An 18,465-nucleotide genomic window follows, 5' to 3' on the forward strand; every position below is an offset into this window, starting at 1 on the left:
TCTAAAGGTCATGCGCATGGCATTGATAAAATCCGTCTTCAATACACTCTTTGACCTGGTCTATTTTATGGCCAAAGGCAGTGTGGCTTATGCGCGGAAAAAAGGGGTCAGCGTAGGTGAACATTGTCGCATTTATATTAAAAGCTGGGGCTCGGAACCCTTTCTGATTGCTATTGGCGATCATGTTACCGTAACTTCCGGGGTGAAATTTATCACTCATGATGGCAGTACCTGTCTGGTCAAAGACCAGCATGGCAAACGCTATCAACGCTTTGCCCCGATTCAGGTCGGTTCGCATGTGTTTATCGGGGTCAATACGATTGTTATGCCGGGGGTGAAGATTGGTTCCAATGTCGTCATTGGGGCCGGTTCGGTGGTGACCAAAGATATTCCGGATAACAGTGTGGCGATAGGTGTGCCCGCCAAGGTGGTTTCAAGTTTTGCGGACTATGCGGTCAAGATTCAAGCCAGCTGTGCCAGCGATTCAGAACTGGCCGGTATCCATGATTATCAGCAGCGTGTGCAACGTGCAATGGCTCTGCAAGCTTCTAAAAGCACCGATTAATTTCTTCCATTTTTAGGTATTGTTATGCTCAATAAAATCATGTTTTTTTTGCCGAGCTTAGGGGGTGGTGGGGCAGAACGTACCGTGATTCAATTGGCCAACAACCTGGTCCAGCAGGGACGCAAAGTGGATGTGGTGGTCTGTGACATCAGTGGGGTAAAAGGTAAACTCCTGCCCGAGGTTGATCCGCAGATTCAATTGATCGATTTAAACTGTGGCCGTGTTGCCAATGCCATTTTCCCACTGAAAAAACTGTTGCAGGCGGTGGAGTATGATGTGCTGGTGGCGACCCAGACCCATACAAATATTATTGCTGCCTTGGCCAGACGTTTAGCCAAAAGTCAGGTCCGGTTGATTTTGCGCGAGGTTTCCACCCCTTCAAAAAATTTGAAATTGCAGGGCATGGCAAAGTGGCTGCTGAAAACCCTGGTCAAAATGACCTATCCAGCTGCCAGTCAGGTGGTCTGTGTGTCCAATGGCGTGCTGGAGGATTTTCGTGAATATTATGATTATTCCAAGAACAATTTAGTCACCATTTATAACCCTGTGATTGACGAGACCTATGCTAAAAAACTGCAAGTGCCCGTTCAGCATCGTTTCTTCCAGCCAGAACATAAAGTCATTCTGGCAGTCGGGCGTTTAACCGAAGCGAAAAATTTCGGCTTCCTGATTCGTTCTTTTCATGCCTTGTATCAACAGCACCCGGAAACCCGCTTGATTATTCTGGGTGAAGGGGAATTACGCGGTGAACTAGAGCAATTGGTTCATGACTTAAGCCTAAGCGATGTGGTCGACCTGCCCGGTTTCGATCCCAATCCCTATGCCTATTTTAAATATGCCGAGCTGTTTGTCTTGAGTTCCAACTGGGAAGGCTTGCCCGGGGTGCTGATTCAGGCTTTGGCCTCAAAAATTAAAGTGGTGAGTACCAATTGCCCGAGCGGCCCAAAGGAAATTTTGGCGGAGGCTAAATTTGGCTTGCTGGTGGAATGTAATGATCAGGCGGGCATGACTGCGGCAATGCAGCAGGCAATTTTCGGTGAATATGTCACGTATGATGACACTGAACTGGCTGCACATTGTCTGCAATTCCATAAACATACCGTGCAACAGCGTTATCTGCAGCTGATGGAGCCCTCCGCATGAATCAGCCGAAACCAGTCATGGTGCATGTGATTACCAACTTTGCCGGAGTGGGTGGGGCAGAGATGATGCTGGCACGCCTGATTCAGCAGACCCGGGACCAGTATGCGCATGTGATTATCGCACTGATGAAAACATCGGAGGTGTATGCCGAAACCCTGGCGCAGTGCCAGTCTTATTATGCATTGGGTTGGAATGGACTGAATACGCTGGGGACGATTGCTAAGCTACGGCATTTGCTCAAGTCCATTGCGCCAAAAACGGTGCAATGCTGGATGTACCATGCCAATGTATTGACCAGTTTAAGTTGCATCGGTCTCAGCCCCAAACCCGAGATTTTTTGGGGTATTCATCATTCGCTGGCCTCTCCCAAAGAAGAATCGCTGAGTACCAAAGTCGCCCTGGTCATGAGTAAAGTTCTCGCTGCGCAGCCCCAAGGCGTGATTTATTGCGCGCATTCATCCTTGCAACAGCATCAACACTTTGGCCTGAAAAATAGCAATGCTCAGGTGATTGCCAATGGCGTGTTTTTAGATAAATTTCAGCCCAATCCTGAACTGCATCAACCGATCACCATTGGTTTTGCCGGACGTTATCATACGGCAAAAGGCTATCCGTATTTATTTGCGACTCTGGCAAAACTGAAAGATCAGCCGATTATTTTTAAAATTGCCGGCAGTGGGGCAAGCTTAGAGAATCCCGAAGTCAAAGCCCTATTTGAACAATTCGGGCTAGATAAAAACAAAGTGCATCTGCTCGATCAGGTTTCTGACATGCCGGCATTTTATCAGTCGGTGGATGCCTTTTTGATGACCTCAATTACCGAAGGCTTTCCCAATGTGCTGGTCGAAGCCATGGCATCCGGTCTGCCCTGTATCAGTACCGATGTCGGCGATGCCAAATATATAGTCGATGAGCTGGGTGCCATTGTGCCGCCACGCGATCCGGAGGCACTGGCCAATGCCATTTTGGATTATGTCCATTCCAGCCAGGCGGAAAAATTACAGTTGAAACAAGCCAGCCGTGCACGGGTGGAACAACATTTTAGTATTGAAAGCGTGAGTCAGCAGTATCTGGACATGTGGAGACAAGGTGCATGAAGTTTTTGATGATTTGTAGCTATCTGCCTTCAGCCCTGAACTTTAGGGGTAAACTGTTGGAAGCGATTCATGCTCAGGGTTATGAAATTCATGTGTTTGCACCGGACCTGACGGATTTTCCCGATGAATTAAAGCAGTTGCAGCAGTTGGGCTATCAGGTGCATGGCATCCCCATGCAGCGCGCAGGCACCAATCCATTGGCCGATCTTAAGCTGCTGCAAACCCTGTATCAGATGATCCGCCAGATTCAGCCGGATATGGTGCTGAGCTATACCATTAAACCGGTGATTTATGGCACTTTGGCGGCATGGCTGGCTCGGGTGCCGCAGCGTTTTGCCTTAATCACCGGACTGGGTTATGCCTTTCAAAATATAGAATCGGGCAAACGCAGTTTTTTTCAAAAACTGGTGCATGGCTTGTATGCCCAGGCACTGAAACATGCCCATAAAGTGTTTTTCCAGAATCCGGATGATTTAAAGCTGTTCCAGCAGATGCATTTGCTTGATTCAAGCAAGCCGACTGTGGTGGTCAATGGTTCAGGGGTGAATGTGCAGGATTTTGAGCTCATGCCTTTACCGCTCAATGAAGACGGGCAGGTGAAAGCTTCTTTCTTGCTGATTGCCCGATTGCTCGGTGATAAAGGCGTGCGTGAATATGCCGAAGCGGCACGCATTGTCAAAGCGCAATATCCTGAAACGGAATTTCATCTGGTCGGCTGGATTGATGACAATCCTTCTGCAATTTCACAAGCCGAGCTGGATCGCTGGGTAGCGGATCATACCCTCAAGTTTTGGGGTAAACTGAGTGATGTACGTCCGGCCATCGCGGCAAGTTCGGTCTATGTATTGCCTTCTTACCGGGAAGGAACGCCGCGTACCGTGCTGGAAGCCATGGCAATCGGTCGTGCCATTATTACCACCGATGCTCCGGGCTGCCGTGAAACGGTGAGCAATGGCGTGAATGGCTATCTGGTGGCGGTTAAATCGGTTGATGATCTGGTGCAGAGCATGCAGTACTTTATTGAAGATCCCCAGCTGATTGCCTATATGGGACAGCGTTCCCGTGAAATGGCACTCAATAAATATGATGTGCATCAAGTGAACCGGCATATGTTGACAGAAATGCAGATCATTTCTCAGCCATGACCGGGATGAACCAGGTGGACAGGATAAATAATTTAGAGATGGTCTTATGATCGTGAAATACATTAAAAGTGACTTGTATCGCTATACCGGAAAGATCAGCTTTAAACTCTTTTTAAAAAACTATTTGTTTAATCGTGGTTTTAACTTTTCGGTTTGGTTGCGACTCGCCAGCGCAAAATCCATGTGGGCAAAATTTGCCTATCCCATTTATTATTACAAGAAAAAGCAATACGGCATTGATATTCACATTACCACAAAGATTGGCTATGGCTTGTATATCGGTCATGGCGGGCCATTGGTGGTCAATCCTTCAACCGTCATTGGCAATAATGTAAATTTATCGCAATTTACCACCATTGGTGCGAATGGCGGGCGTCAGGCTGCCGAAATCGGCGATAATGTTTATATCGGTCCTCAGGTCTGTATTGTGAATCAGGTTAAAATTGGCTCCAATGCAACGATTGGGGCGGGTAGTATCGTCACCAAAGATATTCCAGAAGGTGCCACCGCTGCGGGCAATTATGCAAAAGTGTTGCATATGAACAATCCTGGTGGATTGGTGAATAGACGTTGGACCGATCTTGAATAGATCAAACGGGTGAAATAAATGTTAAAGCGTGTTCTGGATGTCATGATTGCTTCGACGGCCTTGCTGCTGCTGTCTCCAGTCTATTTTTTTGTGGCCTATAAGGTACGTAAAAATTTAGGCTCGCCGGTGCTGTTCCGTCAGCTGCGTCCGGGACTGCATGGCAAACCCTTTGAAATGATCAAGTTTCGCAGCATGAAAGATGCGGTGGATGAAAACGGAAATCCATTACCTGACAGTGAGCGCCTCACCCCATTTGGTCAAATGCTTCGTTCAAGCAGTCTGGATGAAATGCCGGAACTGTGGAATGTGATTAAAGGCGAGATGAGTATAGTTGGACCACGGCCATTATTGATGGAATATCTGCCTTTATACAATAGCGAACAAGCCAAACGCCATAATGTGCGTCCCGGCATGACCGGACATGCACAGGTCAATGGGCGCAATGCCATCAGCTGGGAAGAAAAGTTCAAGCTTGATACCTGGTATGTAGAAAATCAGTCGCTTTGGCTAGACTTTAAAATTATGCTAAAAACCGTAAAAAAAGTGCTTGCCAAGGATGACATCAGCGCCGAAGGCGAGGCAACCATGACAAAATTTACCGGCACACCGGAACAGAAAAATGACTAAACTCTATGCCATATATGGTGCTTCTGGCTGTGGGCGTAGCCTGATGCCTGTGGCGCGGCAGCAGTTGGCCCGTGAACAAGACAGTTCTGAAATTGTCTTTATTGATGATGCACAGACCACCATCACAACGGTCAATGCTCATCGTGCCATGAACTATGCAAGCTTTCTGGCTGAACCCGCTGCGCAAAAATATGTGCTGATTGCCATTGCCAATAGCCAAGTCCGTGAAAAAATCGCCAATCGCCTGCAAGCGGATGATATTCAGCTCTGGTCGGTTATGGCAGATAATGTGGTGCTGATGGATGATGCTCAGATTGCAGCTGGTGCAGCCCTGAGTCCATTTGTGACTATTACCTCGAATATCAAGATTGGAAAATGCTTCCACGCCAATTTATACAGCTATGTCGAGCATGATTGCGTGATTGGGGATTTCGTTACCTTTGCGCCAGGGGTAAAATGCAACGGCAATATTCATATTCAAGACCATGCCTATATTGGTGCTGGTGCCATGATCAAGCAGGGCACACCTGAACAACCTTTGGTTATCGGTCGAGGTGCGATTGTCGGTATGGGCGCCGTGGTGACCAAAAGTGTGCCGGCTGGCGTTACCGTGGTGGGCAATCCAGCGCGTATAGTCGAATCCAAATAGAATTTAAAGCTAGGAAAATTCCATGTTAAACAGTGCATTTGAGCCGTGGCCAAGTTTCACGCAAGCAGAAGCAGATGCGGTTTCAAAAGTTCTTTTGTCCAATAAAGTGAATTACTGGACCGGTCAGGAATGTCGTGAATTTGAAAAGGAATTTGCACAATTTGCCGGAACGGATTATGCCGTGGCTGTGGCGAATGGCACCGTAGCGCTGGATCTGGCTTTAAAAGCACTGGGCATTGGTCAGGGTGATGATGTTATTGTCACCTCACGCACCTTTTTGGCTTCGGCAAGTTCAATTGTGACAGCTGGGGCCAATCCGGTTTTTGCCGATGTTGAACTGGATTCACAAAACATTTCACGCCGTAGCATTGAAGCGGTCCTTACCCCAAATACTAAAGCCATTATCTGCGTGCATCTGGCCGGCTGGATGTGCGATATGGACCCGATCATGCAATTGGCCGAGGAAAAAGGCCTTTATGTGATTGAAGACTGTGCCCAGGCGCATGGTGCAATGTACAAAGGAAAATCTGCCGGTTCCATCGGTCATATTGGCGCATGGTCCTTCTGTCAGGACAAGATCATGACCACCGGCGGTGAAGGTGGCATGGTCACCACCAACGATGAAGCACTTTGGAAAAGAATGTGGTCCTATAAAGATCATGGCAAAAACTTTGACAGTATCTACAACAAGCAGCATCCACCAGGATTCCGCTGGTTGCATGACTCCTTTGGCACCAACTGGCGCATGATGGAAATGCAGGCGGTAATCGGACGACTCCAGCTGAAACAGATGCCAGAATGGACAGCCAAACGCCTTGAAAATATGCATAAAATTCAAAGTGCATTTGCCAATAGTCCTTATTTCACCGTTGCTCAACCGTCAAGTGACTATGTGCATGCGGCTTATAAATGTTATGTGCAAGTGAATACCGATGCATTGCCTGAAGGCTGGTCACGAGACCGCATCATGGCGGAAATCAATGCTTTGGGTGTGCCGTGTTTTAGCGGTTCATGTTCGGAAGTGTATCTGGAAAAGGCGTTTGAGCATACACCTTGGCGTCCTGAACAGCGTTTGCACAATGCGCAAGCTTTGGGTGAAAGCAGCCTGATGTTCTTGGTCCATCCAACCTTGTCTGAACAGAGCATGCAAAAAACCATAACTGCAATTCAGACGGTGATGGCAGATATTTAAAGCGGAATGGGCGTATAATATGCGCCATTCAGTTTTCTGACTTTTACCGATTTAGAGCCCTTAGTGAAAGACATCATCCGATATTTAGCATCTTTGCCGCGTCGCCAAAAACAAATCGTGTTGGTGGTGATGGATATCTGTGTTTTGCCTGTGATCATGTGGCTGGTCTATGCCATCCGTTTGGCAACGCCAAACGTTGTAGTCATGCAGGGGCTTGATTTCTGGTATGTCTATGTCGGCGTTTTTGGTGTTCTGGTTTTTACCTTATTGGGTATTTATAGCGCCATTGTGCGTTCATTTAACGAAGACTATTTGCTGCGTCTATCCATTGCGACCTTTATCCAGATTGTGGGTTTATATGCCATAAAAAAACTCAATCTGGCATTTATTCCCATGAGTATTCCACTCATGTACGGCTTTGTGCTGTTCTCTTACATGTGGTGGAGCCGCGCGGTGATTCGTTATGCCACGCTGCGCACTTTTGCCAAAAAACAGAACCGTAAGCGGGTCGCCATTTATGGCGCCGGGCTTGCAGGTCAACAGATTGCGGCTGCCTTGCATCGATCGGATGATTATCTGCCGATTTGTTTTATTGATGATAAAGCCTCGCTGCATGGTCAGTCACTCAGCGGTTTAAAAATTTATGCGCCGAAAAAAGCCTTGGGTAAATTAGGCAAATTTCATATTGAAGAAATCTTGCTGGCCATGCCTTCGGTCAGCCGGGCGCGTAAAAAAGAGATGATTGAATTCTTTGAGCTGGCTGATGTCAAAATCATGGAATTGCCGGGCGTGACCCAACTGGTCGGGGGGCAGGTACAGGTTTCCGATATTCGTGAGGTGGATATTATTGACTTGCTGGGTCGTGACCCTGTACCGCCAAAGCCGGAACTTCTAGAAAAAAACATTAAAAACAAGGTGGTGATGGTGACCGGGGCAGGCGGCTCGATTGGCTCGGAACTGTGCCGTCAGATTGTCAAACATCAGCCCAAGCTATTGGTTCTGTTTGAAATGTCAGAGTTTGCGCTGTATTCGATTGATCGTGAGCTGCAAAATTTGGGTATCCAGGTTGTTCCTGTTCTGGGTTCTGTCACCAATCAGGCCAAATTAGAACGTATTATTGCCGAGTATCAGGTACAAACGGTCTATCATGCCGCAGCCTACAAGCATGTACCCTTAGTAGAAGCCAATCCGTTTGAAGGTATTTATAACACTTCGATTGGTACTGCACGCAGTGTTGATGCTGCGGTGAACCAAAAGGTGGAAACCTTTGTTTTAATTTCCACCGATAAAGCGGTGCGCCCGACCAATGTCATGGGTGCTTCGAAACGGATGGCGGAACTGTACTGTCAGGGTCTGGCTGCAACAAATCCGCAAACACAAATCAGTATAGTACGTTTTGGCAATGTATTGGGTTCTTCGGGTTCAGTAGTTCCCTTGTTTAAAAAACAGATCGCCCAAGGCGGACCGGTCACGGTAACCCATCCTGAAGTGACGCGTTACTTTATGACCATTCCGGAGGCTGCACAGCTGGTGATTCAGGCAGGGGCCATGGGTACGGGCGGGGATGTATTTTTACTGGACATGGGGGAACCGGTGAAAATTGTCGATTTGGCCAAGCAGATGATTCGTTTAAGCGGTTTCCGTCCTATTGATGAAAATGGCCTGGGTGATATTGAAATTCAGTTTACCGGATTGCGTCCGGGCGAGAAATTGTATGAAGAATTGTTGATTGATCAGGAAAGTGTTGAGAAAACTGAGCATTCCCGAATATTAAAATCTTATGAAAAATATTATTCATGGCAAGAAATTTTAACAGTTTTCGATCACCTGAACAGGTTGAGTCGGGAAAATGCTGAAACAAAACCGCTATATACATTATTAAATAAATATGTCGCTGGTTTTAGTAGATAATTGGCTTATGAGATTTATAAGCTTTAAATTATTAAAATAAATAATAATTTCATCTGAGTTCTGATAATTAAATTTTTAAAATCTAAAATGATGCTTACAATTATTGAATTTTAAAATTTAATTCATATAAATATTTTTATAATTATTCATTTGAAAAATCTGCTATATTATGTAGGGATTTTAAACTCTTTTAATTACATAATATATTACATAGGCTTAAGTGGATGTTACAGCTCTCTGAACTAAAAATAGCAATTATTGGGCTAGGTTATGTTGGTTTGCCGTTGGCAGTAGAGTTTGGTAAAAAAGTTTCAGTCGTAGGCTTTGATATTCATCAGAAACGGATTGATGAATTAAAGAGTGGCCAGGACCATACTTTAGAAGTTTCTCCCGAAGAATTAAAACAATCCGCACATTTAAGCTACACCTCACAGCTTGAAGATCTGTCTGGCTGTAACTTCTTTATTGTGACGGTACCGACCCCGATTGATGAATATAAACAGCCTGACTTGAGCCCTTTGGTTAAAGCCTCGCAGAGTATTGGCAAGGTTCTGAAAAAGGGCGACGTGGTGGTGTATGAGTCGACCGTGTATCCGGGGGCAACGGAAGAAGTCTGTATTCCTGAGCTGGAACAAGTATCCGGTCTAAAATTCAATCAGGATTTCTTTGCCGGTTATAGCCCGGAGCGGATTAATCCGGGAGACAAACTGCACCGTGTCACGAATATTTTAAAAATCACTTCAGGTTCAACAGCTGAAGTGGCGGACTATGTGGACCAGGTCTATAACCTGGTGATTGAAGCGGGTACCCATAAAGCAGCCAGCATTAAAGTGGCCGAAGCAGCGAAAGTCATTGAAAATACCCAGCGAGATGTCAACATTGCCCTGATCAATGAACTGGCGGTAATCTTTAACAAAATGGGGATTGATACCGAAGCGGTGCTTGAGGCTGCGGGAACCAAATGGAACTTTCTGCCGTTCCGTCCGGGTCTGGTCGGTGGGCATTGTATCGGGGTGGATCCGTATTATCTCACCCATAAAGCACAAGCGATTGGTTATCACCCTGAAATTATTTTGGCCGGCCGCCGTCTGAATGATGGCATGGGTGCCTATGTGGTGACTCAGCTGGTGAAAGGCATGCTGAAAAAACGCATTCAGGTGGAAGATGCCAAGGTGCTGATTTTGGGCTTAAGTTTTAAGGAAAACTGTCCCGATATCCGTAACACCCGCATTATTGATATCGTCAATGAACTGAAAGAATATCACGTGAATGTGGATGTTTATGATCCATGGGTAGATTGTGCCGAAGCCGAGCATGAATATGGGATTCAGCCTGTACAAGCGCCAAGGCAAGGTGAATATGATGCTGTAATTTTAGCAGTAGCGCATGAACAGTTTAAGGAAATGGGTGTTGAAGCCATCCGTGCATTTGGTAAAACTGATCATGTACTGTATGACTTGAAATATGTGCTTTCACAAGCTGAATCAGATATTCGTCTATAAACAGGCCAAGGGAAAAGAATGATGAATACTTATGAAACTGTTCAAGCGAATTTGCTGAAAGCGCCGAAAACTTGGCTAATTACTGGTGTTGCAGGTTTTATTGGCTCAAACCTTTTAGAGACTTTATTAAAGTTAGATCAAACCGTGGTGGGTCTAGATAACTTTGCCACAGGTCATCAGCACAACCTCGATGAAGTGCAAAGCTTGGTGACTGCTGAGCAATGGGCGAAATTTAGTTTCATTGAAGGTGATATTCGCAAATTAGAAGATTGCCAAAAAGCCTGTGCAGGCGTGGATTATGTCCTGCATGAAGCAGCTTTAGGTTCTGTACCGCGTTCAATTGCCGATCCAATTTTGACAAACAGTGCAAATATCACTGGTTTTTTGAACATGATGGTCGCTGCGCGCGATGCCAATGTATCAAGTTTCACTTATGCCGCCAGCAGTTCAACTTATGGTGATCATCCTGCATTGCCAAAAATAGAAGAAAACATTGGTAAGCCATTATCTCCATATGCAGTGACGAAGTACGTCAATGAACTATACGCAGACGTATTTGCAAAAACGTATGGCTTTAAAACGATTGGTTTGCGTTACTTTAATGTCTTTGGTCAGCGTCAAGATCCCAAAGGTGCTTATGCCGCTGTGATTCCGAAATGGACTTCATCGATGATTGCGGGTGAAGATGTATTTATTAACGGAGACGGTGAAACCAGCCGAGATTTCTGTTTTATTCAAAATGTTGTACAAGCGAATATTTTAGCTGCGACAACGCAAAGCGATGAAGCAAAAAATCAGGTTTATAATGTTGCACTAGGTGATCGCACGACTTTGAATGATTTATACCGTGCCATTCAGGCGGCGCTTGCGACAAATGATGTGAACTTTGAGCGTGATCCTGTGTACCGTGAATTTCGTGCAGGTGATGTACGTCATTCACAAGCGAGCATTGCTAAAATTCAGCAACATTTGGGTTATGCGCCGGAGTTTAAAATTGCCGAAGGCATTCAATTGGCCATGCGTTGGTATGTTGGAGATTTAACTAAAAGTTTAAGAAAATAGGCTTTTAGAATGAGTAATAAAATGTCTAACTCACTTCTCAAGAATTCTATATGGTCAGTGGTAGGGCGTTTTGGTTATCTTATTATTGTATTAATCACAAATATAATATTAGCTAGAATTCTAGAGCCTGAAGATTTTGGTAAAGTGGCTGTAGTTATGTTTTTTATAACATTTTCTATAATAGTTACGGAGTCGGGTCTTTCAGGTGCTTTAGTGCGAAAAAATAATGCTAGTGACTTAGATATTTCAACAATTTTTATATTTAATTTTTTTACGTCTTGTCTTTTAGCTTTAATTATCTATATCTTTTCCGGTGTTATAGCACAATATTATAATGATAGTAGCTTAAGTGATTTGTTAGTTTTTTCAATATTGATTTTAGTATTTAATGCGTTGGGCAATATACAAATGACTTTATTGATTAAAGAGATGGAATTTAAGTTAAAATCGATACTGGAAATAATATCGGTTTTATGTGGGTCTGTTGTTTCAGTAGTGTTAGCAGTTAACAATTTTGGTAAAGTTTCAATTATATGGATGTATGTAATTAACTCTATAATATTGACTGTTTTGATGTGGTTAGTAGTTGGGCCTTTAAGAACTTATAAATTTTCATTAAAGTCATTTAAAGAATTCTATGAATTTGGGATAAATACAACTTTAACAGCAGCAATAAATGCAATATTTAATAGTATTTATCAGTTAATTTTTGGAAAATATTTTTCCATGAGTGTAAGTGGTTATTATCAACAAGCAAAACAATTGCATGATGTTCCAGTAAATTTACTGCAAAGCTCCATTATATCAGTTTTTTACTCAGCTTTATCGAAAAGACAGGATGATAAAAATTCTTTTAATATATTTTATGACTTAATACTGAGTTATTATATTGTAATTGTTTCGTTAGTTTCTTCTTTTATATTTTTATATTCAGATCTAGTTGTTAGTCTTATACTTGGAGAAAAGTGGTTTATCGCTTCAATTTATTTAAAATTTTTAATAATTGGGGCACTTTTTTACTGTGTCGAAGTTTTTTATAAAAACATATTAAAAGTTTTTAATAGGACTGATTTGATTTTAAAAATAGAAATAATAAAGAAAATATTTCAAGTGTTAACGATATTGGTTGGTTTTTACAGTTTTAATGTTTTAACTTTTATATATGGATTGATTTTAACAAATATATTTGGAATGATTCTTGTGTGTTATTATGCAAATTCTGTTAGAGGGGTGGTGGAATTTGGTTATATAAAAAGTTTAATTATTACAAGTTTTATGTGTTTAATTTTTTATTATATTTTAGATTTTTTTGATTCTAGTTATTTTGGAATAGTATATTATATATTATATGTTTTTATATATTTTTGTATCCTCAAGGTTTTTGGTTTGTTTGATTTTTTTAATGTTTTGAAAAAAATTAGAACGAATATGGGTGGAGTCTAGTTTGGTAAAGGTGATTTATGTTAATAAATAGTTTATTTATTCTTGTGGGCTCTGTTTTTTTATATGTATTTGCGCCAACTGGTTATAGCTACCCTTTTATTTTTTTGATTTCATTTTTGTTTTTTATTCAAGTTGCTAGTTTTAATTATTATTTAGGAAAGGGAGGGTATGTTAATTTTTATAGTTTATTTTTTTTGAGCTTTTTTTTAATTAATTTCTTTTATCCTTTGTTTTTGTATCCTATTGATCCAGAGTATTTTTCAATTTTTAGTAAAAAGTTTAATCATGATGTAATATGTCGGGCTACGGCTTTAGCACAAGTAGTTAGCTCTAGTCTAATACTTGGTGCCAGTATTTTATATAGAAAAAAAAGTACAAATTTTATTAATATTGGTAGTGGTTATTTTAGTCATTTACCAGTTACTATTTTGTCAATATTTTTGCTTTTTTGTTTTATTGGTACTGTAGGGTCAAATTTCTTAAAAGGAGATTTTACAGCACAAAGTACATTATCTTTATATATATTGCCTTTAGTGATTTGTAGTTATACATTGGCAACATTGATATTTTTTAGAGACTATAATTATCAAAAAAATAAAAAAATTTATTATTTTTCAATGTTGTTATATGTTTTGCTATTTTTATCTGTTGGTGATAGAGGTCCAGCACTTAGTATGTTGATAATTGTTTCTGGTTTGTACTCTATTTATATAAAAAAAATAAAAATATATAAAATAATTCCGCTTGGTATAGTTGGTATATTGTTAATGAGGTTAATTGGAGAGGGTAGGGTTTCTGGTACTAGTGGTGCTGAAGGAAATATTATTTCTAGAGGGTTGGAGTCATTGGAGTTTAATATTGATGGCTATTATAATATGACATTAGATTTTGTTATTAACTCTTGGACTCTGTATGTTGGTTTGGATTATGTTGATGTTAATGGTATTGATTGGGGAAGTACCTTTTTAAAGCCTTTATTGGGGGTTGTACCATTTTTGCAAGGATTGGTGGAATCAACAGGATTGATTGAACTAACGTCCCCTTCTGAAATATTTACTCAGATAGGATTAGGTAATGATCCAACATGGGGGTTAGGGACGAATTTAATTTCAAGTGTATATATTGCATATGGTTTATTTGGTTGCGTGATTCTTTTTATTATATTGGGTTATATTGTAGAGAAATTTAGAATTGGTGTCTATAAAAAGAATAATATAGTGAATCATATTGTTTATTTTACTTTATTGGGTTATGCCGTTTATTATCCTAGAACAGATTTTTTGATGCCATTAAAGTTCATAGTTTGGACGTTAGTGATCTATGTTTTGTTAGTTAATTTTAAGTTGCTTGTAAGTAAGCGCAAAGAGTTTTGAAGGTTAGATTTATGAAAATTCTTTTAATTGATAATACCTCTTTAACCCCTTTGGGTAATAATTTATGTTGCGAACCAAAAACTGGAGGTTTTGCAACTGAGTTGCAATCTTTAGGCAACAAGATAACAATGTATGGTCAGATTGTGGAGGATAAGAACAATATTCATTCTTTTGATATAATGGGTAATGGAATTTCTGTTGTTGGGTATTTTAGGAAAAATAATAAGTTGATTAATTACTTTTTCTTGTATTTAATGGTAATACCACAAGTATTAAAAAATGATTTTATATATATATTTTATCCATCAGCATTTAAATATGTTGCTATATTATGTTGGCTGATGAATAAGCCTTATGGGTTGTATGTAAGAGGGGAAAATGATCTTAAGACAAAAACGTCAAAATTTATTTTCAAAAAATCCAATGTGGTATTTACAGTTGGAGATTTTTTTACTACCTATATAAAAGAAATAACTTTAAAAAAAAATGTATTTTCCATAAAGCCAATGATTAATTTAACTCCAAGTGATATTGTTTATGATAGAAATAATTATTTGGGAGAAAAAATTAAGATTTTATTTCTGGCGCGTATAGAAAAAGATAAAGGAATAGAGGAATTTTTATATGCTATTTCTGAATTGATGAATAAGTTTGAGCTGGAGGTTGATATTGTTGGGGATGGTTCTATGTTGTGCTCAGCAAAAAAATTAAGCAGAGAGTTGGGTATTGATCAAGCTTTAAATTTTCATGGAGCAATCTTTGATGAGCAGGCAATAAAATCTTTTTTCACTAACTCAAATTTGTATGTTCTTCCAACATACCATGAGGGCTTTCCTCGTACATTATATGAATCTATGATTTTTGGAACTCCTATTTTAACTACTTTTGTTGGTGGTATCTCTGGTGTTATGATTAATCGATATAATTGTCTTGAGATTGAGCCGCAGTCGATTACAAGTATTACTGATGGTGTAATTTATGCTGTTAATAATTATTCAGTAATGCAGCAATATGCTAAAAACGGCATTAATACGGTTAAGCCGATTATTGCATATTCACGAAAAAATCATGCTCAGCATTTAAGCTCTTTAATTAATAAATTCCACTAGGCTAGTATTGTGAAAAAAGTAAGTGTTATTGTTCCTTTTTATAGCGGGGTAGAATGGCTTTGTGATGCAGTACAAAGTATATTAGATCAAACTTATAAAAATTTTGAAATCATTGTTGTTAATGATGGTTCTAAAGAAGACCTAAGTGAATTTTTAGAAAAGTTTAAAGACAACATATTGTATTTTTCACAGGATAATCAAGGTGCATCGTCAGCTAGGAATCTAGGGATTCAAAAAGCTACAGGTGCTTTTATTGCTTTTTTGGATTCAGATGATCTATGGCTCCCAACTAAGTTGGAAAAGCAAATATATTTTATGAGTTCTATTGGTGCATTATGGTCACATACCAATTATTATTATTGGTCTGAAAGCCATAATAAATTAACAGATGTTGGTATAAAAGATGAGTTTGGTGACATTTTTATAAAATCTTTTATTTCATTGAAAATAGCGACACCTACTGTCATTGTATCTCGACAAATATTTGATAGTCACCCCGAATTAAAATTTCAAACTAATTTAAGTATTGGTGAGGATACCCAATTTTGGCAAGATATTAGTAAATTATACCCTATAGCATTAATTACTGAGCCATTAGTTAAGGTTCGACTTAGAGGTAATAATACCTTTACAAGGACATTGGAAGTTCTTCATTATCGGGCGAACTATTATTCTGCTAATAGAGAAAAAATTTATTTACCTAAAGTCGCAAAAATACGTGGCATAATCTTTTATTTGCTTTCTAAAGTTTTTAAATTACCATCTTCGCCTTTGAAAGAGATGTTGGCAAGGTTATTTGTTGCTTTACCTTACTTAATTGGCCGAGTTTATGTAAAGTATCTTACTATTCGTAATAATAAATTTAAGGATTTTGTTCTTTAAATCAATTTAAATAGGATTTTTTTGTGTTTAAAAATAAAACTCTTTTAATCACTGGTGGTACAGGTTCATTTGGTAATGCTGTTTTAAAACGTTTTTTAGCAACAGATATTAAAGAAATCCGTATCTTTAGCCGTGATGAAAAAAAGCAGGATGATATGCGTAAAAAATACCAGTCATCCAAGCTGAAATTCTATATTGGTGATGTACGTGACTATAATAGTGTTTTAAATGCAACACGTGGTGTAGACTATATTTACCATGCTGCTGCTCTAAAGCAAGTACCATCATGCGAATTCCATCCAATGGAAGCAGTAAAAACCAATGTCATTGGTACTGAAAATGTATTAGAGGCAGCAATTCAAAATAAAGTAAAACGCATTGTTTGCTTAAGTACGGATAAAGCAGTTTATCCAATTAATGCCATGGGTATTTCTAAAGCAATGATGGAAAAAGTCATTGTGGCAAAATCTCGCAATTTAGAAGAAACAGAAACTACAATTTGCTGTACACGCTATGGCAATGTCATGGCTTCCCGCGGTTCAGTTATTCCTTTATTTGTCGACCAAATTCGAGCAGGCAAAGCATTAACCATTACAGATCCAAATATGACCCGATTCATGATGACTTTGGACGATGCTGTAGATTTAGTTTTGTATGCATTTGAACATGGTGAAAATGGCGATATCTTTGTACAAAAAGCTCCAGCAGCAACAATTCATGATTTGGCTCAAGCACTTACTGAACTTTTAAATGTTCCACAACATCCTATTTCGATTATGGGTACACGTCATGGTGAAAAAGCCTATGAAGCATTGCTTAGCCGCGAAGAAATGGCAGTTGCTTTTGACCAGGGCAATTACTTCCGTGTGCCGGCAGATCAACGTGATTTAAATTATGCCAAATATGTAGAGGATGGTGATCTTAAGATCACACAGTTAGAAGATTATAACTCACATAATACTGAGCGTTTAGATGTCGAAGGTATGAAAAAACTACTCCTGAAACTCGATTTTATTCGTGCCTTAACCCAAGGTCAGTATATTGATCCTGAGGCTTAAACATGAAAATTTTAGTTACAGGTTCAAATGGTTTTATTGCAAAAAATCTCATTCAATTTTTATCTGAAAAACCGGATGTAGAGGTACTTAAATTCAATCGCTCTTCTACTTCAGAAGAATTACAGCAAGTCGTTCTTTCTGCCGATTGGATTGTTCATTTAGCAGGTGTCAACCGTCCTGTAAATGAAAAAGAATTTATAGATGGGAATGTCAGCTTAACTGAACAGATTGCTAATATTTTAAAACAAGCTGCTAAAAAGACCCCAATTATTCTTTCATCCTCTATTCAGGTGGAGCGTGATAATGCTTATGGTCAAAGTAAATTGGGTGGCGAACAAGTTTTAGAAAATTTACATCAACAGCAAGGTAATCCGGTATTTATTTGCCGTTTAGCCAATGTTTTTGGTAAATGGTCACGTCCAAATTATAATTCTGCTGTAGCAACCTTTTGCCATAACGTTGTTCATGATTTACCTATTCAAATTCATGATGCCAATGCGGTCATTCGACTAGTCTATGTGGATGATGTGGTGGAATCATTTTGGAATATTATTCAAGGTGAAGTAAAGGTTGAGTCAATTTTTGCCATCCAGCCAGAATATCAAATTACTGTGGGCGAACTTGCAAATACCCTTCAAGGTTTTAAACACTCTCGTGAAACCTTAATTACCGACCGTGTCGGTACAGGTTTAACGCGCGCTTTATACTCAACCTATCTGAGCTTTTTCACACCGGAGCAATTTGTTTACAGTGTGCCTAAGTATGGCGATCAGCGTGGTGTATTTGTTGAAATGCTAAAAACCCCAGATGCTGGACAATTTTCTTATTTTACTGCACATCCAGGTATTACCCGTGGGGGGCATTATCATCATAGTAAAACTGAAAAATTCTTGGTCATTAAAGGCAAAGCACTATTTAAATTTAAACATGTGATTACCGAAGAGTTCTACGAATTGGAAACATCAGGTGATAACCCACGTATTGTAGAAACCGTACCAGGTTGGACACATGATATTACCAATATTGGTGATGAAGAAATGGTGGTGATGTTATGGGCAAATGAAATTTTTGACCGTAATAAACCCGATACCTATGCCATGCCATTAACTCAATAAAAG

General features: G+C 40.1%; 17 protein-coding genes. All 17 read left to right on the plus strand.

The window, feature by feature from the left end; all coding sequences use genetic code 11:
- The first annotated feature begins 16 nt into the window (after window positions 1-16).
- The 17 genes from FTT83_RS04260 (at window position 17) to FTT83_RS04340 (ending at window position 18,462) form a co-directional block, all read left to right on the plus strand.
- The gene (locus FTT83_RS04260) at window positions 17-565 is read left to right on the plus strand and encodes an acyltransferase (RefSeq protein ID WP_180176281.1); all 549 of its coding nucleotides are present in this window, start codon (window positions 17-19) and stop codon (window positions 563-565) included.
- Window positions 566-589: 24 nt separating this feature from the next.
- Window positions 590-1,708: a glycosyltransferase gene (locus FTT83_RS04265; protein ID WP_180176280.1), complete on the plus strand. Its 1,119-nt coding sequence runs from the start codon at window positions 590-592 to the stop codon at window positions 1,706-1,708.
- Entirely contained in the window at window positions 1,705-2,805 is a 1,101-nt protein-coding gene (locus FTT83_RS04270; protein WP_180176279.1) for a glycosyltransferase, read from the plus strand. Before FTT83_RS04265 ends, FTT83_RS04270 begins: the two co-directional genes overlap by 4 nt.
- A complete protein-coding gene (locus tag FTT83_RS04275; protein ID WP_180176278.1) occupies window positions 2,802-3,950 on the plus strand; it encodes a glycosyltransferase family 4 protein in 1,149 nt (382 codons plus the stop codon). The genes FTT83_RS04270 and FTT83_RS04275 overlap by 4 nt, the downstream gene beginning before the upstream one ends.
- A 46-nt stretch (window positions 3,951-3,996) precedes the next feature.
- Window positions 3,997-4,539 carry a serine O-acetyltransferase gene (locus tag FTT83_RS04280; RefSeq protein WP_180176277.1) on the plus strand — a complete coding sequence of 181 codons (543 nt, stop codon included), beginning with the start codon at window positions 3,997-3,999 and terminating at the stop codon, window positions 4,537-4,539.
- A gap of 18 nt (window positions 4,540-4,557) precedes the next feature.
- Window positions 4,558-5,166 (plus strand): sugar transferase, encoded by a 609-nt coding sequence (locus FTT83_RS04285; RefSeq protein WP_180176276.1) that lies wholly within the window; start codon window positions 4,558-4,560, stop codon window positions 5,164-5,166.
- Entirely contained in the window at window positions 5,159-5,815 is a 657-nt protein-coding gene (locus tag FTT83_RS04290; protein ID WP_180176275.1) for a NeuD/PglB/VioB family sugar acetyltransferase, read from the plus strand. Before FTT83_RS04285 ends, FTT83_RS04290 begins: the two co-directional genes overlap by 8 nt.
- Before the next feature lie 22 nt (window positions 5,816-5,837).
- A complete protein-coding gene (locus FTT83_RS04295) occupies window positions 5,838-7,007 on the plus strand; it encodes a DegT/DnrJ/EryC1/StrS aminotransferase family protein (protein WP_180176274.1) in 1,170 nt (389 codons plus the stop codon).
- Between the two features lie 63 nt (window positions 7,008-7,070).
- Window positions 7,071-8,918 carry a nucleoside-diphosphate sugar epimerase/dehydratase gene (locus tag FTT83_RS04300; RefSeq protein ID WP_180176273.1) on the plus strand — a complete coding sequence of 616 codons (1,848 nt, stop codon included), beginning with the start codon at window positions 7,071-7,073 and terminating at the stop codon, window positions 8,916-8,918.
- Window positions 8,919-9,142: 224 nt separating this feature from the next.
- Window positions 9,143-10,420 carry a Vi polysaccharide biosynthesis UDP-N-acetylglucosamine C-6 dehydrogenase TviB gene (gene tviB, locus FTT83_RS04305; RefSeq protein WP_180176272.1) on the plus strand — a complete coding sequence of 426 codons (1,278 nt, stop codon included), beginning with the start codon at window positions 9,143-9,145 and terminating at the stop codon, window positions 10,418-10,420.
- A gap of 21 nt (window positions 10,421-10,441) precedes the next feature.
- Window positions 10,442-11,482, plus strand: a complete 1,041-nt coding sequence (locus FTT83_RS04310) for an NAD-dependent epimerase/dehydratase family protein (RefSeq protein WP_180176299.1) — start codon at window positions 10,442-10,444, stop codon at window positions 11,480-11,482.
- Between the two features lie 21 nt (window positions 11,483-11,503).
- Complete coding sequence (locus FTT83_RS04315; RefSeq protein ID WP_180176271.1) at window positions 11,504-12,925, plus strand: lipopolysaccharide biosynthesis protein; 1,422 nt, start codon at window positions 11,504-11,506, stop codon at window positions 12,923-12,925.
- Between the two features lie 17 nt (window positions 12,926-12,942).
- Window positions 12,943-14,298, plus strand: a complete 1,356-nt coding sequence (gene wzy, locus FTT83_RS04320; protein WP_180176270.1) for an O-antigen polysaccharide polymerase Wzy — start codon at window positions 12,943-12,945, stop codon at window positions 14,296-14,298.
- Window positions 14,299-14,309: 11 nt separating this feature from the next.
- On the plus strand, window positions 14,310-15,407 hold the full coding sequence (locus FTT83_RS04325; RefSeq protein WP_180176269.1) for a glycosyltransferase family 4 protein: 1,098 nt from the start codon (window positions 14,310-14,312) through the stop codon (window positions 15,405-15,407).
- Window positions 15,408-15,416: 9 nt separating this feature from the next.
- Window positions 15,417-16,289, plus strand: coding sequence for a glycosyltransferase family 2 protein (locus tag FTT83_RS04330; protein ID WP_180176268.1), 873 nt, complete (start codon window positions 15,417-15,419; stop codon window positions 16,287-16,289).
- Window positions 16,290-16,312: 23 nt separating this feature from the next.
- The gene (locus FTT83_RS04335) at window positions 16,313-17,347 is read left to right on the plus strand and encodes a polysaccharide biosynthesis protein (protein ID WP_180176267.1); all 1,035 of its coding nucleotides are present in this window, start codon (window positions 16,313-16,315) and stop codon (window positions 17,345-17,347) included.
- 2 nt (window positions 17,348-17,349) lie between these two features.
- Window positions 17,350-18,462, plus strand: coding sequence for an NAD-dependent epimerase/dehydratase family protein (locus tag FTT83_RS04340; RefSeq protein WP_180176266.1), 1,113 nt, complete (start codon window positions 17,350-17,352; stop codon window positions 18,460-18,462).
- Window positions 18,463-18,465: the final 3 nt, after the last annotated feature.

Source organism: Acinetobacter sp. YH01018, from assembly GCF_013420295.1.
Classification (GTDB): Bacteria; Pseudomonadota; Gammaproteobacteria; order Pseudomonadales; family Moraxellaceae; genus Acinetobacter.

Excerpts from the sequence above, each read along its gene's own strand:
- FTT83_RS04260 (WP_180176281.1), top strand. The coding sequence starts at position 17 with ATGGCATTGATAAAATCCGTCTTCAATACACTCTTTGACCTGGTCTAT.
- FTT83_RS04265 (WP_180176280.1), top strand. The coding sequence starts at position 590 with ATGCTCAATAAAATCATGTTTTTTTTGCCGAGCTTAGGGGGTGGTGGG.
- FTT83_RS04270 (WP_180176279.1), top strand. The coding sequence starts at position 1,705 with ATGAATCAGCCGAAACCAGTCATGGTGCATGTGATTACCAACTTTGCC.
- FTT83_RS04275 (WP_180176278.1), top strand. The coding sequence starts at position 2,802 with ATGAAGTTTTTGATGATTTGTAGCTATCTGCCTTCAGCCCTGAACTTT.
- FTT83_RS04280 (WP_180176277.1), top strand. The coding sequence starts at position 3,997 with ATGATCGTGAAATACATTAAAAGTGACTTGTATCGCTATACCGGAAAG.
- FTT83_RS04285 (WP_180176276.1), top strand. The coding sequence starts at position 4,558 with ATGTTAAAGCGTGTTCTGGATGTCATGATTGCTTCGACGGCCTTGCTG.
- FTT83_RS04290 (WP_180176275.1), top strand. The coding sequence starts at position 5,159 with ATGACTAAACTCTATGCCATATATGGTGCTTCTGGCTGTGGGCGTAGC.
- FTT83_RS04295 (WP_180176274.1), top strand. The coding sequence starts at position 5,838 with ATGTTAAACAGTGCATTTGAGCCGTGGCCAAGTTTCACGCAAGCAGAA.
- tviB (WP_180176272.1), top strand. The coding sequence starts at position 9,143 with ATGTTACAGCTCTCTGAACTAAAAATAGCAATTATTGGGCTAGGTTAT.
- FTT83_RS04310 (WP_180176299.1), top strand. The coding sequence starts at position 10,442 with ATGAATACTTATGAAACTGTTCAAGCGAATTTGCTGAAAGCGCCGAAA.
- FTT83_RS04315 (WP_180176271.1), top strand. The coding sequence starts at position 11,504 with ATGTCTAACTCACTTCTCAAGAATTCTATATGGTCAGTGGTAGGGCGT.
- wzy (WP_180176270.1), top strand. The coding sequence starts at position 12,943 with ATGTTAATAAATAGTTTATTTATTCTTGTGGGCTCTGTTTTTTTATAT.
- FTT83_RS04325 (WP_180176269.1), top strand. The coding sequence starts at position 14,310 with ATGAAAATTCTTTTAATTGATAATACCTCTTTAACCCCTTTGGGTAAT.
- FTT83_RS04340 (WP_180176266.1), top strand. The coding sequence starts at position 17,350 with ATGAAAATTTTAGTTACAGGTTCAAATGGTTTTATTGCAAAAAATCTC.